General features: G+C 71.9%; 19 protein-coding genes. 10 read left to right on the forward strand and 9 right to left on the reverse strand.

Going from position 1 to position 17,291, the window contains the following annotated elements; all coding sequences use genetic code 11:
- Positions 1–473, forward strand: a 473-nt coding sequence (locus ADY59_RS40035; protein WP_331459568.1) for an NUDIX hydrolase, incomplete at its 5' end; no start/stop codon positions are given.
- A gap of 43 nt (positions 474–516) precedes the next feature.
- Here the strand turns inward: ADY59_RS40035 and ADY59_RS40040 are convergent.
- The 3 genes from ADY59_RS40040 to ADY59_RS40050 are packed head-to-tail and all read right to left on the reverse strand — an operon-like array spanning position 517 to position 3,723.
- Positions 517–2,034 (reverse strand): acyl-CoA synthetase, encoded by a 1,518-nt coding sequence (locus ADY59_RS40040; RefSeq protein ID WP_049574256.1) that lies wholly within the window; start codon positions 2,032–2,034, stop codon positions 517–519.
- A gap of 48 nt (positions 2,035–2,082) precedes the next feature.
- Positions 2,083–2,598, reverse strand: a complete 516-nt coding sequence (locus tag ADY59_RS40045; protein ID WP_156326032.1) for a GNAT family N-acetyltransferase — start codon at positions 2,596–2,598, stop codon at positions 2,083–2,085.
- A gap of 39 nt (positions 2,599–2,637) precedes the next feature.
- The gene (locus tag ADY59_RS40050; protein ID WP_053175584.1) at positions 2,638–3,723 is read right to left on the reverse strand and encodes a hypothetical protein; all 1,086 of its coding nucleotides are present in this window, start codon (positions 3,721–3,723) and stop codon (positions 2,638–2,640) included.
- Positions 3,724–3,890: 167 nt separating this feature from the next.
- On the opposite strand from ADY59_RS40050, the gene ADY59_RS40055 reads away from it, so the two are divergent.
- Positions 3,891–4,670: a hypothetical protein gene (locus tag ADY59_RS40055; RefSeq protein WP_049574258.1), complete on the forward strand. Its 780-nt coding sequence runs from the start codon at positions 3,891–3,893 to the stop codon at positions 4,668–4,670.
- A 9-nt stretch (positions 4,671–4,679) separates the two neighbouring features.
- On the opposite strand, the gene ADY59_RS40060 is transcribed toward ADY59_RS40055, so the two are convergent.
- Positions 4,680–5,714, reverse strand: coding sequence for a helix-turn-helix domain-containing protein (locus ADY59_RS40060; protein WP_049574261.1), 1,035 nt, complete (start codon positions 5,712–5,714; stop codon positions 4,680–4,682).
- Positions 5,715–5,965: 251 nt separating this feature from the next.
- Here ADY59_RS40060 and ADY59_RS40065 point away from each other — a divergent pair, with 251 nt between their 5' ends.
- Entirely contained in the window at positions 5,966–6,196 is a 231-nt protein-coding gene (locus ADY59_RS40065; RefSeq protein ID WP_049574264.1) for a hypothetical protein, read from the forward strand.
- A 6-nt stretch (positions 6,197–6,202) separates the two neighbouring features.
- Here the strand turns inward: ADY59_RS40065 and ADY59_RS40070 are convergent, their stop codons facing one another.
- The 5 genes from ADY59_RS40070 to ADY59_RS40090 are packed head-to-tail and all read right to left on the reverse strand — an operon-like array spanning position 6,203 to position 10,483.
- Positions 6,203–7,183, reverse strand: a complete 981-nt coding sequence (locus ADY59_RS40070; RefSeq protein WP_156326034.1) for an LLM class flavin-dependent oxidoreductase — start codon at positions 7,181–7,183, stop codon at positions 6,203–6,205.
- Between the two features lie 28 nt (positions 7,184–7,211).
- Positions 7,212–8,201 (reverse strand): hypothetical protein, encoded by a 990-nt coding sequence (locus ADY59_RS40075; RefSeq protein WP_049574266.1) that lies wholly within the window; start codon positions 8,199–8,201, stop codon positions 7,212–7,214.
- Positions 8,198–8,680 (reverse strand): SigE family RNA polymerase sigma factor, encoded by a 483-nt coding sequence (locus ADY59_RS40080; protein ID WP_049574269.1) that lies wholly within the window; start codon positions 8,678–8,680, stop codon positions 8,198–8,200. Before ADY59_RS40080 ends, ADY59_RS40075 begins: the two co-directional genes overlap by 4 nt.
- Positions 8,681–8,732: 52 nt before the next feature.
- Positions 8,733–9,698: an adenylate/guanylate cyclase domain-containing protein gene (locus ADY59_RS40085; RefSeq protein WP_156326036.1), complete on the reverse strand. Its 966-nt coding sequence runs from the start codon at positions 9,696–9,698 to the stop codon at positions 8,733–8,735.
- A 32-nt stretch (positions 9,699–9,730) separates the two neighbouring features.
- Positions 9,731–10,483, reverse strand: coding sequence for a FadR/GntR family transcriptional regulator (locus tag ADY59_RS40090; RefSeq protein WP_049574274.1), 753 nt, complete (start codon positions 10,481–10,483; stop codon positions 9,731–9,733).
- Positions 10,484–10,569: 86 nt separating this feature from the next.
- Between ADY59_RS40090 and ADY59_RS40095 the strand changes: the two genes are divergently transcribed.
- From ADY59_RS40095 to ADY59_RS40125, 7 genes are read left to right on the forward strand one after another with little or no spacing between them, the layout of a single operon-like run.
- The gene (locus tag ADY59_RS40095; RefSeq protein WP_049574277.1) at positions 10,570–12,075 is read left to right on the forward strand and encodes an ABC transporter substrate-binding protein; all 1,506 of its coding nucleotides are present in this window, start codon (positions 10,570–10,572) and stop codon (positions 12,073–12,075) included.
- Complete coding sequence (locus tag ADY59_RS40100) at positions 12,072–13,019, forward strand: ABC transporter permease (protein ID WP_049574279.1); 948 nt, start codon at positions 12,072–12,074, stop codon at positions 13,017–13,019. The genes ADY59_RS40095 and ADY59_RS40100 overlap by 4 nt, the downstream gene beginning before the upstream one ends.
- The gene (locus ADY59_RS40105) at positions 13,016–13,849 is read left to right on the forward strand and encodes an ABC transporter permease (RefSeq protein ID WP_049574282.1); all 834 of its coding nucleotides are present in this window, start codon (positions 13,016–13,018) and stop codon (positions 13,847–13,849) included. Before ADY59_RS40100 ends, ADY59_RS40105 begins: the two co-directional genes overlap by 4 nt.
- Complete coding sequence (locus ADY59_RS40110) at positions 13,836–14,756, forward strand: ABC transporter ATP-binding protein (RefSeq protein ID WP_049574298.1); 921 nt, start codon at positions 13,836–13,838, stop codon at positions 14,754–14,756. The genes ADY59_RS40105 and ADY59_RS40110 overlap by 14 nt, the downstream gene beginning before the upstream one ends.
- Positions 14,719–15,519, forward strand: a complete 801-nt coding sequence (locus tag ADY59_RS40115) for an ATP-binding cassette domain-containing protein (protein WP_197094071.1) — start codon at positions 14,719–14,721, stop codon at positions 15,517–15,519. Before ADY59_RS40110 ends, ADY59_RS40115 begins: the two co-directional genes overlap by 38 nt.
- Positions 15,516–16,703 (forward strand): M20 family metallopeptidase, encoded by a 1,188-nt coding sequence (locus tag ADY59_RS40120; RefSeq protein ID WP_049574284.1) that lies wholly within the window; start codon positions 15,516–15,518, stop codon positions 16,701–16,703. The genes ADY59_RS40115 and ADY59_RS40120 overlap by 4 nt, the downstream gene beginning before the upstream one ends.
- Positions 16,700–17,266 carry a P1 family peptidase gene (locus ADY59_RS40125; RefSeq protein WP_231619120.1) on the forward strand — a complete coding sequence of 189 codons (567 nt, stop codon included), beginning with the start codon at positions 16,700–16,702 and terminating at the stop codon, positions 17,264–17,266. The genes ADY59_RS40120 and ADY59_RS40125 overlap by 4 nt, the downstream gene beginning before the upstream one ends.
- Positions 17,267–17,291 lie beyond the last annotated feature (25 nt).

The raw sequence follows: 17,291 nt of genomic DNA on the forward strand, positions 1-17,291 counted from the left end.
CCGCCGCACCCCCCAGGGCAGCCCCTGATGTGGCGGCCGGTTCGGTGGGGGAGCGGTTCCGGGCGATCGTGGACGTGCACGTGATGCTGGTGCGCGACGGGGAGGTGCTGCTGGGCAGGCGGTCCGGCACCGGCTACGCCGACGGGCTGTGGCATCTGCCGTCGGGGCATCTGGAGGCGGGTGAGTCGGTGGTCGCCGCCGCCGTGCGCGAGGCCCGCGAGGAGACCGGCGTCGTCATCGACCCCGCCGACCTGGCCTTCGCGCACGTCATGCACCGGGCGCCCGACCGCGTCGGGCTCTTCTACGCCGCCACCCGGTGGCACGGCGAGCCGCGCAACGCCGAGCCGCACAAGTGCTCGGAGCTCGCCTGGTGGCCGCTCGACCGGCTGCCCGGCGACATCGTCGACTACCCGGCCGCCGCCCTCGCCCACATCCGCGACCGGGTCCCGTTCGGCCTGCACGCCTGGCCCTGACCCGCGACGGGGGCCGGGGCCAGGACCTGGACCCCGTCGCGCGTCAGAACGCCTCGCGAAGCTCGCGCTTGAGCACCTTGCCGCTGGCGTTCTTCGGCAGCGCGGCCACGAACTCGACCCGCTTGGGCGTCTTGAACGGCGCCAGCCGCTCCCGCAGGAAGGTGACCAGCTCGGCGGAGGTGAGGCTCGCGCCGTCGCGCAGCACGACGGCGGCCGTGACCGCCTCGATCCACCGCTCGTCCGGCATCCCGAAGACGGCCGCCTCGGCCACGGCGGGATGCTGGTAGATGGCCTCCTCGACCTCCCGGCTGGCCACGTTCTCGCCGCCCGACTTGATCATGTCCTTCTTCCGGTCGACGACCGACAGGTAGCCGTCGGCGTCCATCACGCCCAGGTCGCCGCTGTGGAACCAGCCGCCCCTGAACGCCTCGGCCGTCTTGTCCGGGTCGTTCCAGTAGCCGAGCATGGCGTGCGGGCTGCGGTGCACGATCTCGCCGACGACGCCGGGCGGCACCGGCTCGCCGTCGTCGCCGACGATCCGCGTCTCGACGTTCAGCGCGGGACGGCCCGCCGAGCCGAGCCTGGTGAGCTGCTCGTCCGGCCCCAGGATCGTGGCCACCGGCGCCATCTCGGTCTGGCCGTAGAAGTTGAACAGCCGCACCCCCGGCAGCCGCGCGGCGATCTCCTTCAGCACCTCCACCGGCATGATCGAGGCGCCGTAGTAGCCCTTGCGCAGCGACGACAGGTCGCGGCGGTCGAAGTCCGGGTGGCGTAGGAGCGCGATCCACACCGTCGGCGGGCAGAACAGCTTGGTGGCCCGCTCGGTCTCGATCGCCGCCAGGATCGCCGCCGGGTCCGCCCCGGGCAGCACGATGTTGGTGGCCCCCAGGTAGACGCCCGGGGTCAGGAAGCAGTGCAGCTGGGCGCAGTGGTAGAGCGGCAGCGCGTGCACCTCCACGTCGCCGGCGCTCATCTCGCCGTCGATCACGCATGTCACGTACTGCGCGATCAGGCTCCGGCTCGACAGCGCCGCGCCCTTGGGGCGCGACTCGGTCCCGCTGGTGTACATGAGCTGGATCGGGTCGTCGTCGCCGATCTCGGCGGCCGGCTCGGCGTCGTCGCCGTGCGCCATCCACTCCTCGAACGGCTCCCACCCGCCGGCCCGCCCGATGACGCCGCGCACCGTGACGCTATCGCCCGCCGCCCGGGCGGCCACCGGCGCGAGCGCCTCCTCCACGAGCATCCCGGTCGCGCCGGAGTGCTCCAGGATGTACGCGACCTCGTCCGGGCCGAGCATGAAGTTGATCGGCACCGAGATGGCGCCGAGCCTGGCCAGCGCGAAGTACGCCACCACGAAGGCGTGGTGGTTGTGCGAGAACAGCGCGAACCGGTCACCCTTGCCGACACCGCGCGCGGCCAGCGCGTTGGCGGTGCGGTTCACCGCCCGGTCGAGGTCGGCGTAGCTCTGCCGCAGGTCCCCGAAGACGATCGCGGTCTTGCCGGGGAAGCGCGCGGCCGAACGCCGCAACAGGTCACCGATGGCATGCTGGCGAGAGGTCATACCGGCACATCCTCACTAGGCCCGAACCATGTTCGGTGATCCTAACCCTCAGCGTGCCTGGACCTCACGCAGATCCTTGACCAGGATGCGGCAGACGTCCGGCACCTGCTCGACCCGCCCGTCGGCCCGGTAGACGCGGCGCGTGGTCCGTACGGGCGGATGGGCCCACTCGCGGTAGCCGAGCCGTCCGTACAGCGAGCCGGCGCGATGGTTGTCCAGGTCCACGCCGAGCGCCACCCGCGCGTGCCCGAGGTCGCGCAGCCACCACTCGGCGGCCTCGACGAGCTGGGTGCCGATCCGCCTGTTGCGATGCTCCGGCAGCACCTCCAGGTGCGTCAGCAGCGGCACGCCGGGCAGGCGGTCGCGCAGTTCCGGCTCCTCCGCCGACCCGAGCCACAGGTACACGTCGCCGACGGGCGTGAACGCGTGCCACGCCACCAGCAGCACCCCGTGCCCCGCCCGCTGCCGCCGGAGCTGGGCGGCGAAGTACGGCCCCTGCCCCAGAGCGCGGACGAGCGCGGGGAGATCCCCATCAGAAGCCACCCTGATCCGGACATGACGCATGACCTCCACGATCAGGGGACAAAACGTGGCGTCACAAGTTCAGACCGGCAATCTGTCAGACGACGACGAAGGATCACGGCCGGGCTTGACAACTTTTGACAGCCGTAACTGGACGGCCATCGGCCGATGGCCCGGCGCGGCGAGCAGGCGCAGCGCCTCCCGGACCGATCCGGCGGGCTCCCGGGTCTCGACGAAGTCGCGCCAGACCTTCAGGTCGGCCCGCCACGCGTCGAGGTAGCCGAGGCACAGATCGGGGTCGATGAGCATGAGCCGCCCCAGTGCCGCCCTGAGCGACTCCTCCATGCGCTGGCGTTCCGCGGGCTCCCGGGGCGAGGCGGTGACCCGGTCGAGCACGCTGAGGATGAACCGGCGGCGCCGGGCCAGGAAGTCGGTCCAGTGGGACTGGTGGGCGTCGCCGAGGCCGCGTCCCTCGTCCAGCAGCCAGAAGACGCCCTCGGCGAGCACGTCGCCGAGCTCTTCCCGCCTGGCCCGATCCGGGCTGCGGAACGGGTCGTACCTCGCTTGGCGCACCCTGCCGGTGACGGCGAGCGGCCGGAGCCCGTCCTCTTCGAGGAGATAAAACCAATCTTCATTGTAAATATCAGGGAAAAAGGAGATGTTCCTGGTGGTTTCCACTGCCAGGGCGCCGCCGCCCACGAAAGAGTCCTGAGTTCCGCCGACCGCCCGATAGGCATGGCATACGACGGAATTATCAGGAAATCCGCTGTTCGCCAGCCCGACGGCGTCGAACACGTCCAGCAGCCCGGCCGCCCGCCTGAGATCGTCGGGCGCGCTCACCTCGATGTCGTCGTCCAGGAAGACGATCCGCTCCCAGCCGAGCATCCTGGCCAGCACCAGGGCGAGGTTGCGCTTGGCCGCGGTGTCGGTGCCGCGCCGGAAGACCCTCGGCAGCACCGACGAGGTGTCGAACCGCGGCAGGATCAGGGCGTCCGCGCCGGTGAAGTCGATGGCGACGACCTCGGCGCCGGGCCCCGCCATCGCGCGCACCTGCGCCGCCCCCGTCCACTTCCCGCTGCAGAGGACCACCAGGGGACAGCCCAGGTTCTCCGCCAGACCGACCGCGTGCGTGAGATAGCGGCTGGGCCGGACGGTCGGGACGATCACGGCGTCGATCCGCGCGCCGCCCCCGCGACCGGCGGGCGGCCGGAGCAGATGCCGGTGTGACCCGTGATGGTCCGCGGACCTCATGGACGGCCCGCCGGGCCCGCGAGCCACCGTGCACAATACATATCTGGACCTCTGTCATCAAAAGGCGCAGGGGAGGAAACCACATGGACAATGTGCGGGACCTGCTGACCAACCTGCTCGCCGCCGGCCTTTTCTCGCTGCTGGGATTCCTCGCGGGAATCTCACGGTCCCTGGTGCGGTCATATCGCAGGCGGCGGGCGCACCGGTTCTGGCGGCGATTCCGCCCCGGCGGCCTGCACGTCGTCCTGGCCCAGTTCCGCGGCCGGTCGCAGCTGAGATGGGAGCCGTCCGGTGTCTTCGGCACCGGTGATCTGGAAGCACTGCAGGAACTCCAATCGATCATGTCCACGCTGGGGCAACCGTCCTTCGACGTCATCTACGAAGGCGACATCGGCCGCAACGACAAACGCCACAACCTCGTCGTCATCGGCGGCCCGGACGGGAATTCCGTCGCCCGTGAGATGCTTGCGGGCGTCGCCCGGTTACGCCGGGTCGGCCTCGCCTTCCACAAACGGCCTTTCTCGCGCACCGGCCTCCGGGACCTCAGGGAAGGCAGGACCTACACGCCGAAGAGGCGGAGCCGCGCCATCGTCGACTACGGGATGCTGATCTGCGCCGAGAATCCCTTCGATACCAGACGCCGTGTTCTCGTGGTGGCCGGTGTCTACGGATACGCGACGCTCGCCGGTGTCATGCTGGTGAACAACCCGGCCTTCCTCGATCACCCGCTGGTCAGGTCCGGCGCGCCGTTCGAATGTTCCTACGCGGCCGAGGTCGTCGGCGGCGTCGTCATCGAGCCGATCAGGGAGCAGTGGTGGATACGCGCCCTGCCGTCGGTGCATCCCTCGCTGGACGGGCGTTGAACGCGCTGGTTACTCAGGCCATTCGACCAGCCTCGATTCCTGGACCGTCCAGTCCGGCGTGATCACCAGGCCGTTCATGATCAGTACGCGGCTGAGGATGGCGAACGAGCGGCTGTCGCCGAACCGCTCCCGCAGGAAGGCCGCGTTGCGGTCGCGGAAGACGCCGTCGGTGAGCGCGCGGGCCACCCCCAGCGTGCCGCGCCCGTACATGCCGTTGCAGATCGTCAGGGTCCGCTCGTGGTTGAGCGGGTTGGGACCTCGGTAGAACAGGGCGACGTCCTCGTGCAGCCTGCCGTCGGACAGCTTGGGGCGGAAGCGGTCGGCCCCGGCCTCGAAGTAGACGCCGTCGTCGGTGTCCCAGTCGCTGTGCTGCGTGACCGGCAGGCCGAGCTGGTAGAACACGTCGGTCGTGATCTCGTTCCAGTCGACGCCACCCAGGAGCACCAGGTGGGCGGTGAGGTCGTCGGGCTCCAGCTCCCGGGAGGTGCGGCGGCGCACCTCGCTGCCCGGGTTGCAGGCCCGGATGTGGCCGTGCAGCTCGAACAGGGCGTCGAGATCGGCGTAGGTGTAGAGCTCGATGTAGTCGGGGTCGTCCGGGTTGACGTAGGGCATCCGCGCTAACAGGTCCGGCGGCAGCCGGCCGCAGACGAGCGTGATCTGCCGGCCGTCGTCGAACTGCCACGGGTTCTGTGACGCCTGGATGGCCGCGTGGCCGGGCGCGCCGAGCGCGGCGGCGCGCAGGGTGAGCAGCTCGTGCAGCAGCTTCTCGCGCAGCCGCAGCTCCTCGGCGGTCAGGTCGTCCTCGCCCAGCCGGACGAGGTCGTCGCCGCGCAGCGAGCGGGGCGTGCAGAAGAGGGCGGCGTAGACCTCCAGGCGGCCCGCCGGGGGCACCTTGGGCGCGGTCGAGGACTCCCACGAGGAGATGAGAGGGACGCTCACGTCGAGCGCGCGCGCCAGCTGGGGCTGGGTGACGCGTGTGCCCGGCCACTGCCGGGTGCGCAGCGAACGGAGCCGCCGTGCAAGGGCCGGACCGGAATCCGTCATGAGGACACCCCCCATCTGAACTTCAGTGTTTTCAGTAAACCTCTACTGATGCCCAGATGCGAGCACATTCTTGCTGTTCAGCACCGCGTGGCGGTTCGCACGTCAGCGGGACGTCATTCTAGGGCAGGAGACCCTCACTCCGCACCGCGATTAGTGCGACTTTATCGGGGGAATGCAATCTTTAGCAGTTCGATGTAGATCTGCTGAAGATTAACTGAAGTCTCTGCGAGGTCGACACAACGGGACCCTACATGCTCGTCGCCACAGTCTTCCCCACCCCCGAGGGCATCGCGATGGCCAGCGCGGTCTACGGCCTGCTCGCCATGCTCTCCGTCTGGACCCTGGTCTACGCCGTCCGGCAGATCAGGAAGGTCGTGACCACACTGTTCCGCATGCTGCTCGTGCTGGTGTTCCTCGCCGCGATCGGCGCGGCGGCCGTCGGGATCATCGGGCACGTCTGGCTCGCCTACGGGATCGCCTGACCGCGCTCAGATCATCGTGGCCAGCCGCCGGTAGGAGTCGAACCGCTCCTCCAGGTCGTAGGTGTTCATCGTGACCATGACCTCGTCGGCCCCCGTGAGCTCGACGAGGTCATGCAGCCGCGCCGCCACCTCCGGGCCGGTGCCGTGGATCTGGCCCTTGCGCGCCTCCTCGAACAGCGCCCGCTCGCGCGCCGTCATCTCCAGCCGCAGGATGTCGCCGGCGGGCATCAGCGGCGGGAACGAGCCGCCGGTCCGCGAGCGCGCCGTCGCCCACGCCTCGGGCACCTGCAGCAGCGCCGCCCGCTCGGCGCTCTCGCCGACCGCGACGTTCGCCGCCACCATGACGTAGGGCCGCGCCGCCCAGGCCGACGGCCGGAACGCGGCGCGGTAGCGGGTGATCGACTCGCGCAGCTTGGCGCCGCCCCCGCCGATCACCAGCGGCAGCCCGCGCTCGGCCGCCACGTCCGCGCCCGCTCCCATGGCCAGCACGAACGCCTGCGGGCGCAGCCCCTCGGCGGGCAGCGCGTGCACGCCGGGATGGGCGTCCTGGGCGCCGGTGAAGTAGCCGAGCAGCTCCGCGAGCTGGACGCCGAACGCGTCGGCGGCCTCCTTGCCGTGCCCGAGCGCCCGGCGGATGCCGCCGGTGAAGCCGACCGACCGCCCCAGACCCATGTCGATCCGGCCCGGGTGCAGCGACTCCAGCACGCCGAACTGCTCGGCCACCACCAGCGGCCGGTGGTTGGGCAGCATGACGCCGCCGGTGCCGACCCGGATCCGGGTGGTGGCCGCCGCGACGGCGGCGGCCAGCACGGTGGGCGCCGAGCCCGCCACGCCGGGCACGCTGTGGTGCTCCGACACCCAGAACCGGTGGTAGCCGAGCTCCTCGGCCCGCCGCGCGAACCGCACGGTGTCACGCAGCGCCGCCGAGGGGGAGTGCCCCTGCCGGACGAGGGAACGGTCGAGGATCGCGAGCCTGGTCACGTACATGTGCAACACGGGCGGGCCGGGATTGTTCCTACTTGGTATAGGCGCCGACCGACCAGCGGACCGGACGGTTCGCGGGCTGGCCCCACGCGCCCATCCTGCCGGTGATCACCAGGCGCTCGCCCTCGGGCACCTCGACCTCCATGAGCGCCGCCGGGTACGCGCCCGACTCCCACACGCCGCAGCTCGTCCTGCCGGCCGGCGTCCGGCCGCCCACCTGGAAGGTGAACCACATCCGCCGCGCCAGATCGCCCGCGCAGAGCTGGTCGAGCGCGACCTTGCGGCCGGTGCCCTCGATCTCCAGCCGCACGACGTCGTCCCGCGGCCACACCCCGGTGGCGGATCCGGCCAGCTTCCACCCCTCGAACCGCGCCGGGAAGTCCTTGACCGGCCCGGGCTCGACCGGCTCGGCCGGCGGCGTCCACTCGTACACGGCCAGCGTCCAGGCGGCCGGGGCCGGCTTCCCGCAGTCCATCCCGGGGCCGCACACGCCGTGCCGGGTGGCGTCGAACGTGACGGAGACCTGCCCGTCCCGCCGGGACACCTCGAGCGGCAGCAGCTCCATCCGGCGCGAGCACGCCCCGAGCCGGGCGGACACCGACCATCTGCCGCCGACGTACACCATCGGGGTGTTGTTCACGAGCCCCTCGCCGTCGCACACCACCGCCACGTCCAGCGGCCGGCCGGTGACCGGGACCGTCACCGTCTTCTTCTGCCCGCCGGTCCGGCCGATCGAGGTGAGCGCGAGCCGCCGGTAGGCGGTGCCGTCCGGCGCGGTGAAGGTCTCCGGCAGCGCCGGCCCGGCGGTGGCGGCCGACGTGCTCCGGTCCGGCGCGGCCAGGCCCGGGAGCAGCGCCACGCCGGCCGCGAGGGCCGCCGCCACGGCCACCCCGGCCGTGATGCGCCTGCGCCGCCGCGTCGCGCGCACCCGGGCGCGCACCTGCGCGAGCCGGGCCGGGTTCGCGGGCGGCGGGCCGTCGGCGTGATCGCGCAGCACGTCGCGCAGATCCTGTACGGTCATCCCCGCAGCTCCTTCACCATCGTCTCGTCGACCCGCAACGCGGCCAGCGCCTTGGCGGTCTGGCTCTTGACCGTCCCCGCCGCGCATCCCATCAGCTCGGCCACCTCCGTCACCGCCAGGTCCTCGTAGAACCGCAGCACGATCACCGCCCGCTGCCGGGGCGGCAGCCGGCCCACCGCCCGCCACAGCTCCTCCCGCCCGTCCGCGTGCGCGTCGGTGACGGCGACGTCCGGGATCGTGTCGCTCGGCAGCTCGCTGCGCCACCTCCTGCGCCACCATGACGTGTACGTGGTCACCAGCACCCTGCGGACGTACGACTCCGGCTCGTCCACGCCGGACCAGGCGAACCACGCCTTGGCGAGCGACTCCTGCAGCAGGTCCTCGGCGGTGCCCCAGTCGCGGGTGAGCAGGTAGGCGGTACGTAACAGCCGATCGGACCGCGCACTCACGAAGTCCTGAAAAATCGCCCTATCCGCCACCAGAACGCCTCCCCATCAGCTTGCTGACGGTACAGACGCATCGAGCCGCCGATCAGGTTGCCCCGGCGCGGCTCACGGTGAACGGCGACAGCTCGCCCAGCCCGCGCACCGACAGCCGGTCGACCGGCCGCAACCGGAAGGCCCGGTCGCCCTCCAGTTCCTCGGCCAGCTCCGGGTCGGCCAGCATGGTGCCCGGCAGGGCCAGCGCGGTGAGCCTGCTGGCCAGGTTGACGGTGGTGCCGAACACGTCGCCCATCCGCCAGATGACCGGCCCGGCCGCCAGCCCCACGCGCAGCTCCGGCATGCCCTTGCCCCTGGCGTGATCCTCCAGCAGCCGCAGCCCGATCTCGGTGGCCACGTGCGCCTTGTCGGCCACGAACAGCACCGAGTCGCCCAGCGTCTTGACCACCCGGCCGCCGCAGGAGGTGACGGCGTCGGCGGAACGGCCCTCGAACCTATCGATCAGCGTGGCCAGCTCCGTCTCGGTGATCTGCCTGCTCAGCCGGGTGAACCCGACCAGGTCGGCGAACCCGACGGCCAGCCGTACGGTGCTCATGTCCTGGAGGGCGAGCCGCCCGGCGGCGGCGGCGAGCTGGCGCTGCCAGGAGTAGACCAGCAGCCGCGCCAGGTCGGGCACCACCCGCTCGGCCCGGCGCCGCCACGCCTTGGGCCGCTCGGCCAGCGGCACCCCGGCCTGGTCGAGCGCCTCGGCGCCGATCTCGGCCTGCGACTCGGCCAGCCGGGCGGCGGCCCGGCCGAGCGAGCGGGCGATCAGCAGCACGTGCTCCTCGTCGTAGACGCCGTCGCTGACCATGCCGAGCAGCGTCTTGAGGGCCACCACGTCGGACTCGGTGAACTCGACGGCGTCGTCGGCCACGTTGGCGAAGCCGAGCGCCCGCCAGAACCGCCTGGCCTTGTAGACCGGCACCCCCGCCATCTCGGCGACCTGGTGGCTGGTGTAGCGCCGGGGCTCGCGCAGGAACGCCTCCGCCACCCCGTCCCCGTCCTCCTCAGCCACAACAGTCACATTACCCCGCGGTACGCCGCCCTCTACTCCAGCAGCGCGCGCAGCGCCGCACGCTCCCCGGCCGGCACGTAGCCGACGTAATAGTCGTACATCGTGCGCCGCGACAACCGCGCCGCCAGCGGCCCGTCGCCGGCCCGGACCGCCGCCAGCACCTCCTCGTGGTGACGGATGCTCTGCCGCATCAGCGCCTCGCGGTCGTCGGAGCCCGCGATCTTGCCGGCGATCAGGCCGAGCACGATCGAGCGGACCACGTCAGTGCAGATCTGGATGAGCTTGTTGCGGCTGGCCCGCGCCACCGCGTCGTGGAAGGCCACGTCGGCGGCGCTGAAGGCGTCGTAGCCGGTCTCGACCGCCTCGCGCATCCGGCCGATCGCCGCGTCCATCTCGGCCAGCTCCGCCTCGGTGCGCAGCCGGGCCGCCAGCAGGTTCGCCGAGGCGTCCAGCACCATCCGGAACTGCACCAGCTCGCCCAGCGACAACTCGTCCACCCGGGCCAGCGTGGTCATCGACTTGTGTAATGCGGCGGGGGAGAAGGGCAGCACCTCCGCCCCGTTCGGGTCGCCGGGCCGCGACCTGACCAGCCCGCGCGCCTGGAGCACCCGCAGCGCCTCGCGGACGGTTGACCGGCTGACGCCGAACTGCGCCATCAGGTCGCGCTCGCTCGGCAGCCGCGCTCCCGGGGGCAGCGCGCCGCCCTCGACGGCCTCCTCGATCTGCTCCACGATGCGCTCGTAGGCGCGTACGGTCCGCACCGGCTCGAAGCGTGGACCACCCATGTAAGCCCCCTTGACCCGAGCCGTCGCGGACTGGCAGTGTGCGTAGCCTACTGGTCAGACCAGTGCACTAGCCAGGAGGCTGAACGATGAGGCGAATCGGGACTTGGATCGCCGTGGGCGGTCTCCTGCTGAGCGTAACCGCCTGCGGCGGCGGTTCGGGCGGCACGGGCGGCACCGGAGGCACCGGCGGGCAGGCCAAGGAGGAGTCGCTGGCGGTCGGGTTCGTCGCCGAGCCGGCCAACCTCGACTTCACCTCCACCGAGGGCGCGGCCATCCCGCAGGCGCTGCTCGTCAACGTCTACGAGGGCCTGGTCAAGCTCGACCAGGCCGGCCAGATCCAGCCGCTGCTGGCCGAGAAGTGGGACGTCTCCGACGACCGCAAGACCTACACCTTCACCCTGCGCGAGGGCGTCACGTTCACCAACGGCGCCCCGTTCACCGCCGACGACGTCGTCTTCTCCCTCGACCGGGTCAAGGCCGACTGGAAGCTCAAGATCAAGTCGCAGCTCGACATGGTCGAGGACGTCGAGAAGAAGGACGACAGCACGGCCGTCGTCACGCTCTCGCGGCCCAGCAACGGCTTCCTCTACACGATGGCCACCAGGCTCGGCGCGATGTTCAGCCGCACGGGCGTCGCCGACCTGGCCAACAAGCCCGTCGGCACCGGCCCGTACCAGCTCGGCGCCTGGCGGCGCGGCGACTCCATCCGCCTCGACGCCAACGCGAAATACTGGGGCACGAAGCCGAAGATCTCCACGGTGACCCTGAAATACTTCAAGGACGCCACGGCCATGAACAACGCGCTGCTGACCGGCGGCATCGACGTCGTCTCCAGCGTCCAGGCGCCCGAGTCGCTGCAGCAGTTCGCCGACACCAGCCGCTTCCAGACGATCGAGGGCACCACCAACGGCGAGGTCGTGCTCTCCATGAACAACGGCCGCCCGCCGTTCGACGACAAGAAGGTGCGCCAGGCCGTCCGGCACGCCATCGACCACCGGGCGCTGCTCGACACCGCCTGGGCCGGGCGCGGCCAGCTCATCGGCTCGATGGTGCCGCCCACCGACCCCTGGTACGAGGACCGCACCGGCGACTACCCCTACGACGTCGCCAAGGCCAAGCAGTTGCTCGGCGGCAAGACGTACGACGTGAAGATGCGCATCCCCAACCTGCCCTACGCCGTCGCGAGCGCGCAGGTGGTCAAGTCGCAGCTCGCCCAGGTGGGCATCAACGCCGAGATCGAGCCGCTGGAGTTCCCGGCCCGCTGGCTGGACGTGGTCTTCACCAAGGCCGACTACGACCTGTCGATCATCAACCACGTCGAACCCCGCGACATGGGCATCTTCGCCGGCAAGGACTACTACTTCCGCTACGACAACCCCGAGTACGGCAAGCTGCTCGCCTCCGCCGACGCCGGCACCGAGCAGGAGCAGACCGACGACCTCAAGGCGGCCGCCGCGCTGCTGTCGCAGGACGCCGCCGCCGACTGGCTGTTCCTGTTCCCCAACCTGATCGTGGCCAAGAAGGGCGTCACCGGCCTGCCCGAGAACGCCATCTCCGAGTCCTTCGACTTCACCGGGCTCGCCAAGCAGTGATCCTCTACCTGCTCAAGCGCCTCGGCGTGTTCGTCGCGAGCACCGCCGTGGCCGGGGTGCTGGTGTTCGCCTTCATGGCGGTGCTGCCGGGCGACCCCGCCGAGGTCGCGCTCGGCGTCAACGCGACCCCGGAGGCGGTGGCGGCGCTGCGCGCGGAGTTCGGCACCGACCGGCCCGCCGTGACGCAGTTCGCCGACTGGTTCGGCGGGCTCGTCACCGGCGACTTCGGCACCTCGTACGTGACCAGCGCCCCGATCGGGCCGCAGATCGCCGAGCGGCTCAACGTCACGGTGGCGCTGGTGCTGGGCGGCATGGTCATCGCGCTGCTCATCGCGGTCCCGGCGGGCACGTTCGCGGCCGTGCACCACCGCAACCCGGTGGGCGCGGCGATCAGCGCCGCCAGCCAGGTCGGCATCGCCGTCCCGGCGTTCCTGGCGGGCATCCTGCTGGTGTTCGTGTTCGCGGTGAAGGCGCAGGCCCTGCCGTCCGGCGGCTACGTGCCCATCGCCGACGACCCCGCCGAGTGGCTGCGCAGCCTGCTGCTGCCGTGGCTGTCGCTGGGCCTCGTCCAGGGCGCCGTGCTGACCAGGTACGTCCGGTCGGCGGTCCTGGACGTGATGCGCGACGACTACCTGCGCACCGCCCGCGCCAAGGGCCGGGGCCGGATGGGCGCGCTGTGGCGGCACGGGCTGCGCAACGCCTCCGTCCCCGTCGTGACCGTGCTCGGCCTGCAACTGGCCACGCTGCTCATCGGCGCCGTCGTCGTCGAGCGGGTGTTCGTCATCCCCGGTCTCGGCGACCTGCTGCTCAACGGCGTCGCGGGCCGCGACCTGCTGCTCGTCCAGGGCGTCGTCATGGTGCTGGTCGCCGCCGTGCTGCTGATCAACTTCCTGGTGGACGTGGCCTACGCCGCGCTCGACCCGAGACTGCGGGGGGCGCGATGAGAGGACGGCTCAACGCGAGCCTGGTCGCCGGCGGCGTCCTGGTCGCGATCGTCGTGCTGGCCGCGCTGGTGTCGTTCGTGTGGACGCCGCACGACCCCACGCTCGTCGACGCGGCCGGCAAGCTGCGCGAGCCCGGCGACGGCTACCTGCTCGGCGCCGACAAGTTCGGCCGCGACACCTTCAGCCAGCTCATGGTCGGCGCCCGCACCACCCTCTACGTGGGCATCGTGGCCGTCGGCATCGCCGCGCTGATCGGCACCCCGCTGGGCGTGCTCGCCGGGATGACGCCGCTCGGCTGGCTGTCGGAGCTGATCATGCGGGTCAACGACCTCGTGTTCGCCTTCCCGGCGCTGCTGCTGGCCGTCATGCTCGGCGCCGTCTACGGGGCGGGCACGCTCACCGCGATGATCGCCATCGGGGTCGCCACCGTGCCCGCGTTCGCCCGCGTCGCCCGCGCCGCGACCATGCAGGTCATGGTCACCGACTACATCCTGGCCGCGCGCGCCGCCGGCCGCCGCCGCACCGCCGTCGCGTTCCGGCACGTGCTGCCCAACATCTCCTCCGTGCTCATCGTGCAGGCGTCGGTGTCGTTCGCGATCGCCATCCTGGCCGAGGCCGCGCTGTCGTTCCTCGGGTTCGGCACCCGGCCGCCGATCCCGTCGTGGGGGCGCATGCTGCAGGAGTCGCAGGAGCTGCTGTTCTCCACGCCGCGCCTGGCGCTGTGGCCCGGCCTGGCCATCGCGCTGGCCGTGCTCGGCTTCAACCTGCTCGGCGACGGCCTGCGCGACTACTTGGACCCCAAGCTCAGGAGGATCCGTGCTGAGCGTTGAGGGCCTCACCATCGCCGCCGACGGCGTCGAGCTCGTCCACGACGTGTCCTTCGCCATCGCCCCCGGCGAGCGCGTCGGCCTCATCGGCGAGTCCGGCTCCGGCAAGTCCCTGACCGCGCTGTCGCTCATGGGCCTGCTCCCCGAGGGCGTCACCGCCTCAGGCACCGCCCGCCTGCGCGACCGCGACCTCGTCGGCGTGCCGGAGAGCCGCATGAAGGACCTGCGCGGCAGCGAGCTCGCCATGGTCTTCCAGGAGCCGATGACCGCGCTCAACCCGCTCATGCGCGTCAGCACCCAGGTCGCCGAGGTCATGACCCTGCACGGCGTCCCGCGCGACAAGGCCCGCGCCCGCGCCGCCGAGCTCCTCGGCCCCGTCCGCCTCCCGCGCCCCGAACAGGTCGCCCGCGCCTACCCGCACCAGCTGTCCGGCGGCCAGCGCCAGCGCGTCATGCTCGCCATCGCCCTCGCCAACGGCCCCGGCCTGCTCATCTGCGACGAGCCCACCACCGCGCTCGACGTGACCGTGCAGAAGCAGATGCTCGACCTCATCGCCGAGGTCGCCCCCGCGCTGCTGTTCATCACCCACGACCTGGCCGTCGTCGCCTCCGTCTGCGAGCGCGTCCTGGTCATGTACGGGGGCCGCGTCGTCGAGAGCGGCCCCATCCGCGAGGTCTTCACCCGGCCCCGCCACCGCTACACCGAAGGACTGCTGGCCGCCTCCAGGCTCACCCCGCGCGGCACCCGGCTGCCCACCATCGCCGGCAGCGTCCCGGCGGCCGGCACGTTCCCCGGCGGGTGCGAGTTCCGCAACCGCTGCCCGCACGCCGACACCACCTGCGAGCAACCACCGGCGCTGACAGGAGAGGGCCATGCCCACGCATGCTGGCACCCCGCTGATCGAGGCTAGCGGCCTCACCCGCGTCTACCACCGCCCGCGCACCTCCCTCACCAGGCCGGGCGAGGCGGTGCACGCGCTGCGCGGCGTGTCGCTGACCGTCCGCAAGGGCGAGCGCTACGGCATCGTCGGAGAGTCCGGCAGTGGCAAGTCGACGCTGCTGCGCCTGCTGTGCGCGCTCGACAGGCCCACCGCCGGGTCCATCCGCTTCGACGGCCGCGAGATCGCCGGGCTGCCCGAACGCCGGCTGCGCTTCCTGCGCCAGAGCCTGCAGATCGTCTTCCAGGACCCGATGAGCTCGCTCGACCCCCGCATGCGGGTCCGCGACCTGGTCGCCGAACCCCTCGTCGCGCTCGGCGAGCCCGTCGGCGACCGCGTCACCGAACTGCTCGACGCGGTGGGCCTGCCCGCCTCGGCCGCCGGCCGCTACCCGCACCAGTTCTCCGGCGGGCAGCGCCAGCGCATCGCCATCGCCCGCGCGCTGGCCCCCCGCCCCGAGGTGCTGGTCGCCGACGAGCCCGTCAGCGCCCTGGACGTCTCCGTCCGCGGGCAGATCCTCAACCTGCTGGCCGACCTCGTCGACGAGCTCGGCCTCACCCTGGTCTTCGTCTCGCACGACCTGTCCGTCGTCCGGCACGTGTGCGAGACGGTCGCCGTCATGAACGACGGCGAGATCGTGGAGACGGGCGCCGTGGACGACGTCTGGGCCGAGCCCCGCCACGCCTACACGCGCACGCTGCTGCGGGCCGTACCGACCTTGGAGGGGTTTCGTTGATCGAGGTAGACGCCCGCGGAGTCGTCGAGTTCACCCGGGCGCTGGTCCGGATCCCGAGCACCAACGACCCGGCGCGCGGCCGCAGCGAGCAGCCCGCCGCCGACCTCGTCGCCGCCAAGATGCGCGAGTGGGGCTGGGAGCCCAGCGTGTACGAGGCCGCGCCCGGCCGGCCGAACGTGGTGGCCGTGGTCGAGGGCGGCGGCGGCGACGGGCCGACGCTGATGTTCGAGGGCCACACCGACGTGGTGACCGAGGGCGACCTGTCGGAGTGGACCGTCGACCCGTTCGGCGGCGAGATCCGCGACGGCAAGCTGTGGGGGCGCGGCAGCGCCGACATGAAGTCCGGCCTGGCCGCCACCCTCTACGCCACCCGCGCGCTGCAACTGGCTGGACCGTTCCCGGGCCGGATCAAGGTGTGCGCGCTGGCCGACGAGGAGGGCCTGATGCTCGGCGCCCATCACTTCGTCGCCGAGGGGCTGACCGCCGGCGTGGACGGGGCCATCGTCGCCGAGCCCGAGGCCGGGGAGATCTGCGCCGTCGCCAAGGGCGCGCTGCGCTTGCGGGTCGACCTCACCGGCAAGATGGCGCACGGCGCGATGCCGCAGCACGGCCGCAACCCCGTCGAGGCCGTCGGCGCCCTGCTCACCGCGCTGCGCGCCCTCCAGGCGGAGCTGCAGGAACGGCACCCGGCGCACGAGCACCTCGGCGAGGTGTACGTGACGCCGACCGTCGTCCGGGCGGGCACCGAGGAGCAGGTCAACGTCATCCCGGCGACCGCCTCCGTGTTCGTCGACGTCCGCACCGTCCCCGGCGTCTCCCACGACGACGTCGCCGCCCGCGTCGCCGCGCTCGCCGCCGTCTCCCGCGACGGCGTCGCCGCCGACGTGTCCGTCCTCGTCGACCGGCCGCCCGTCGACGTGCCCGTCTCCACGCCCGTCGTGGCCGCGCTGGCCGCCGCCCACCGCGACGTCACCGGCGCCGAGCCCGTGTACGGCGGCGTCCCCGGCTCCACCGACGGCACCGTCCTCACCCACTGGGGCGGCGTCCCCTCCGTCGTGTACGGGCCGGGCGGCAAGTGGATCGCCCACCAGGCCGACGAGTACGTCGAGGTCGACGAGATCGTCCGGTGCACCCGCGTGTTCGCCGAGGCCGCCCGCCGCTTCCTCACCGGGACCCTCTCGTGAGAGCCGGCCCCGCCAACTCGCTCACCGACGTCCCCGGTCTCCGCGTCGGCCACGCCCACCGAGCCGGCGACGGCTACCGCACCGGCACCACCGTGATCCTCGCCCCGCCGGGCGGCATGGTCGCCGGCGTCGACGTCCGCGGCGCCGCCCCCGGCACCCGCGAGACCGAGCTCCTCGACCCGCGCAACCTCGTCGAGCGCGTGCACGCCGTCGTCCTGTCGGGCGGCAGCGCGTACGGCCTGAGCGCCGCCTGCGGCGTCATGTCCCGCCTCGCGGACGCCGGCGTCGGCTTCCCCGTCGAGGGCGGCGTCGTCCCCATCGTCCCGGCCGCCGTCATCTACGACCTCGGCCGGGGCGGCTCCTTCCGCGCCACCCCGGACGCCGCCTTCGGCCACACCGCCCACGACGCCGCGGCCGGGCTTCTCGGCAGGGGCCCCGGCGTGGACGGCGGGGCCCCCTGTCTCTTATACAACTCTCCGCGCCCACGAGACCGTACTAGGTCTCGTATGTTGTCTTCTGCTTTGAAAAAAAAAAAAATATCAGACACACATATCCCGTACTAGATCAAGTATGTCGTCTTAATCTTGA

Origin of the sequence: Nonomuraea sp. SBT364 (assembly GCF_001083785.1) — a bacterium.
In the GTDB taxonomy this organism is placed as follows: Bacteria; Actinomycetota; Actinomycetes; order Streptosporangiales; family Streptosporangiaceae; genus Nonomuraea.

Coding starts and splice junctions, on each gene's coding strand:
- ADY59_RS40040 (WP_049574256.1), bottom strand. CDS start 2,034: ATGACCTCTCGCCAGCATGCCATCGGTGACCTGTTGCGGCGTTCGGCC.
- ADY59_RS40045 (WP_156326032.1), bottom strand. CDS start 2,598: ATGCGTCATGTCCGGATCAGGGTGGCTTCTGATGGGGATCTCCCCGCG.
- ADY59_RS40055 (WP_049574258.1), top strand. CDS start 3,891: ATGGACAATGTGCGGGACCTGCTGACCAACCTGCTCGCCGCCGGCCTT.
- ADY59_RS40060 (WP_049574261.1), bottom strand. CDS start 5,714: ATGACGGATTCCGGTCCGGCCCTTGCACGGCGGCTCCGTTCGCTGCGC.
- ADY59_RS40065 (WP_049574264.1), top strand. CDS start 5,966: ATGCTCGTCGCCACAGTCTTCCCCACCCCCGAGGGCATCGCGATGGCC.
- ADY59_RS40070 (WP_156326034.1), bottom strand. CDS start 7,183: ATGTACGTGACCAGGCTCGCGATCCTCGACCGTTCCCTCGTCCGGCAG.
- ADY59_RS40075 (WP_049574266.1), bottom strand. CDS start 8,201: ATGACCGTACAGGATCTGCGCGACGTGCTGCGCGATCACGCCGACGGC.
- ADY59_RS40090 (WP_049574274.1), bottom strand. CDS start 10,483: ATGGGTGGTCCACGCTTCGAGCCGGTGCGGACCGTACGCGCCTACGAG.
- ADY59_RS40095 (WP_049574277.1), top strand. CDS start 10,570: ATGAGGCGAATCGGGACTTGGATCGCCGTGGGCGGTCTCCTGCTGAGC.
- ADY59_RS40105 (WP_049574282.1), top strand. CDS start 13,016: ATGAGAGGACGGCTCAACGCGAGCCTGGTCGCCGGCGGCGTCCTGGTC.
- ADY59_RS40115 (WP_197094071.1), top strand. CDS start 14,719: ATGCCCACGCATGCTGGCACCCCGCTGATCGAGGCTAGCGGCCTCACC.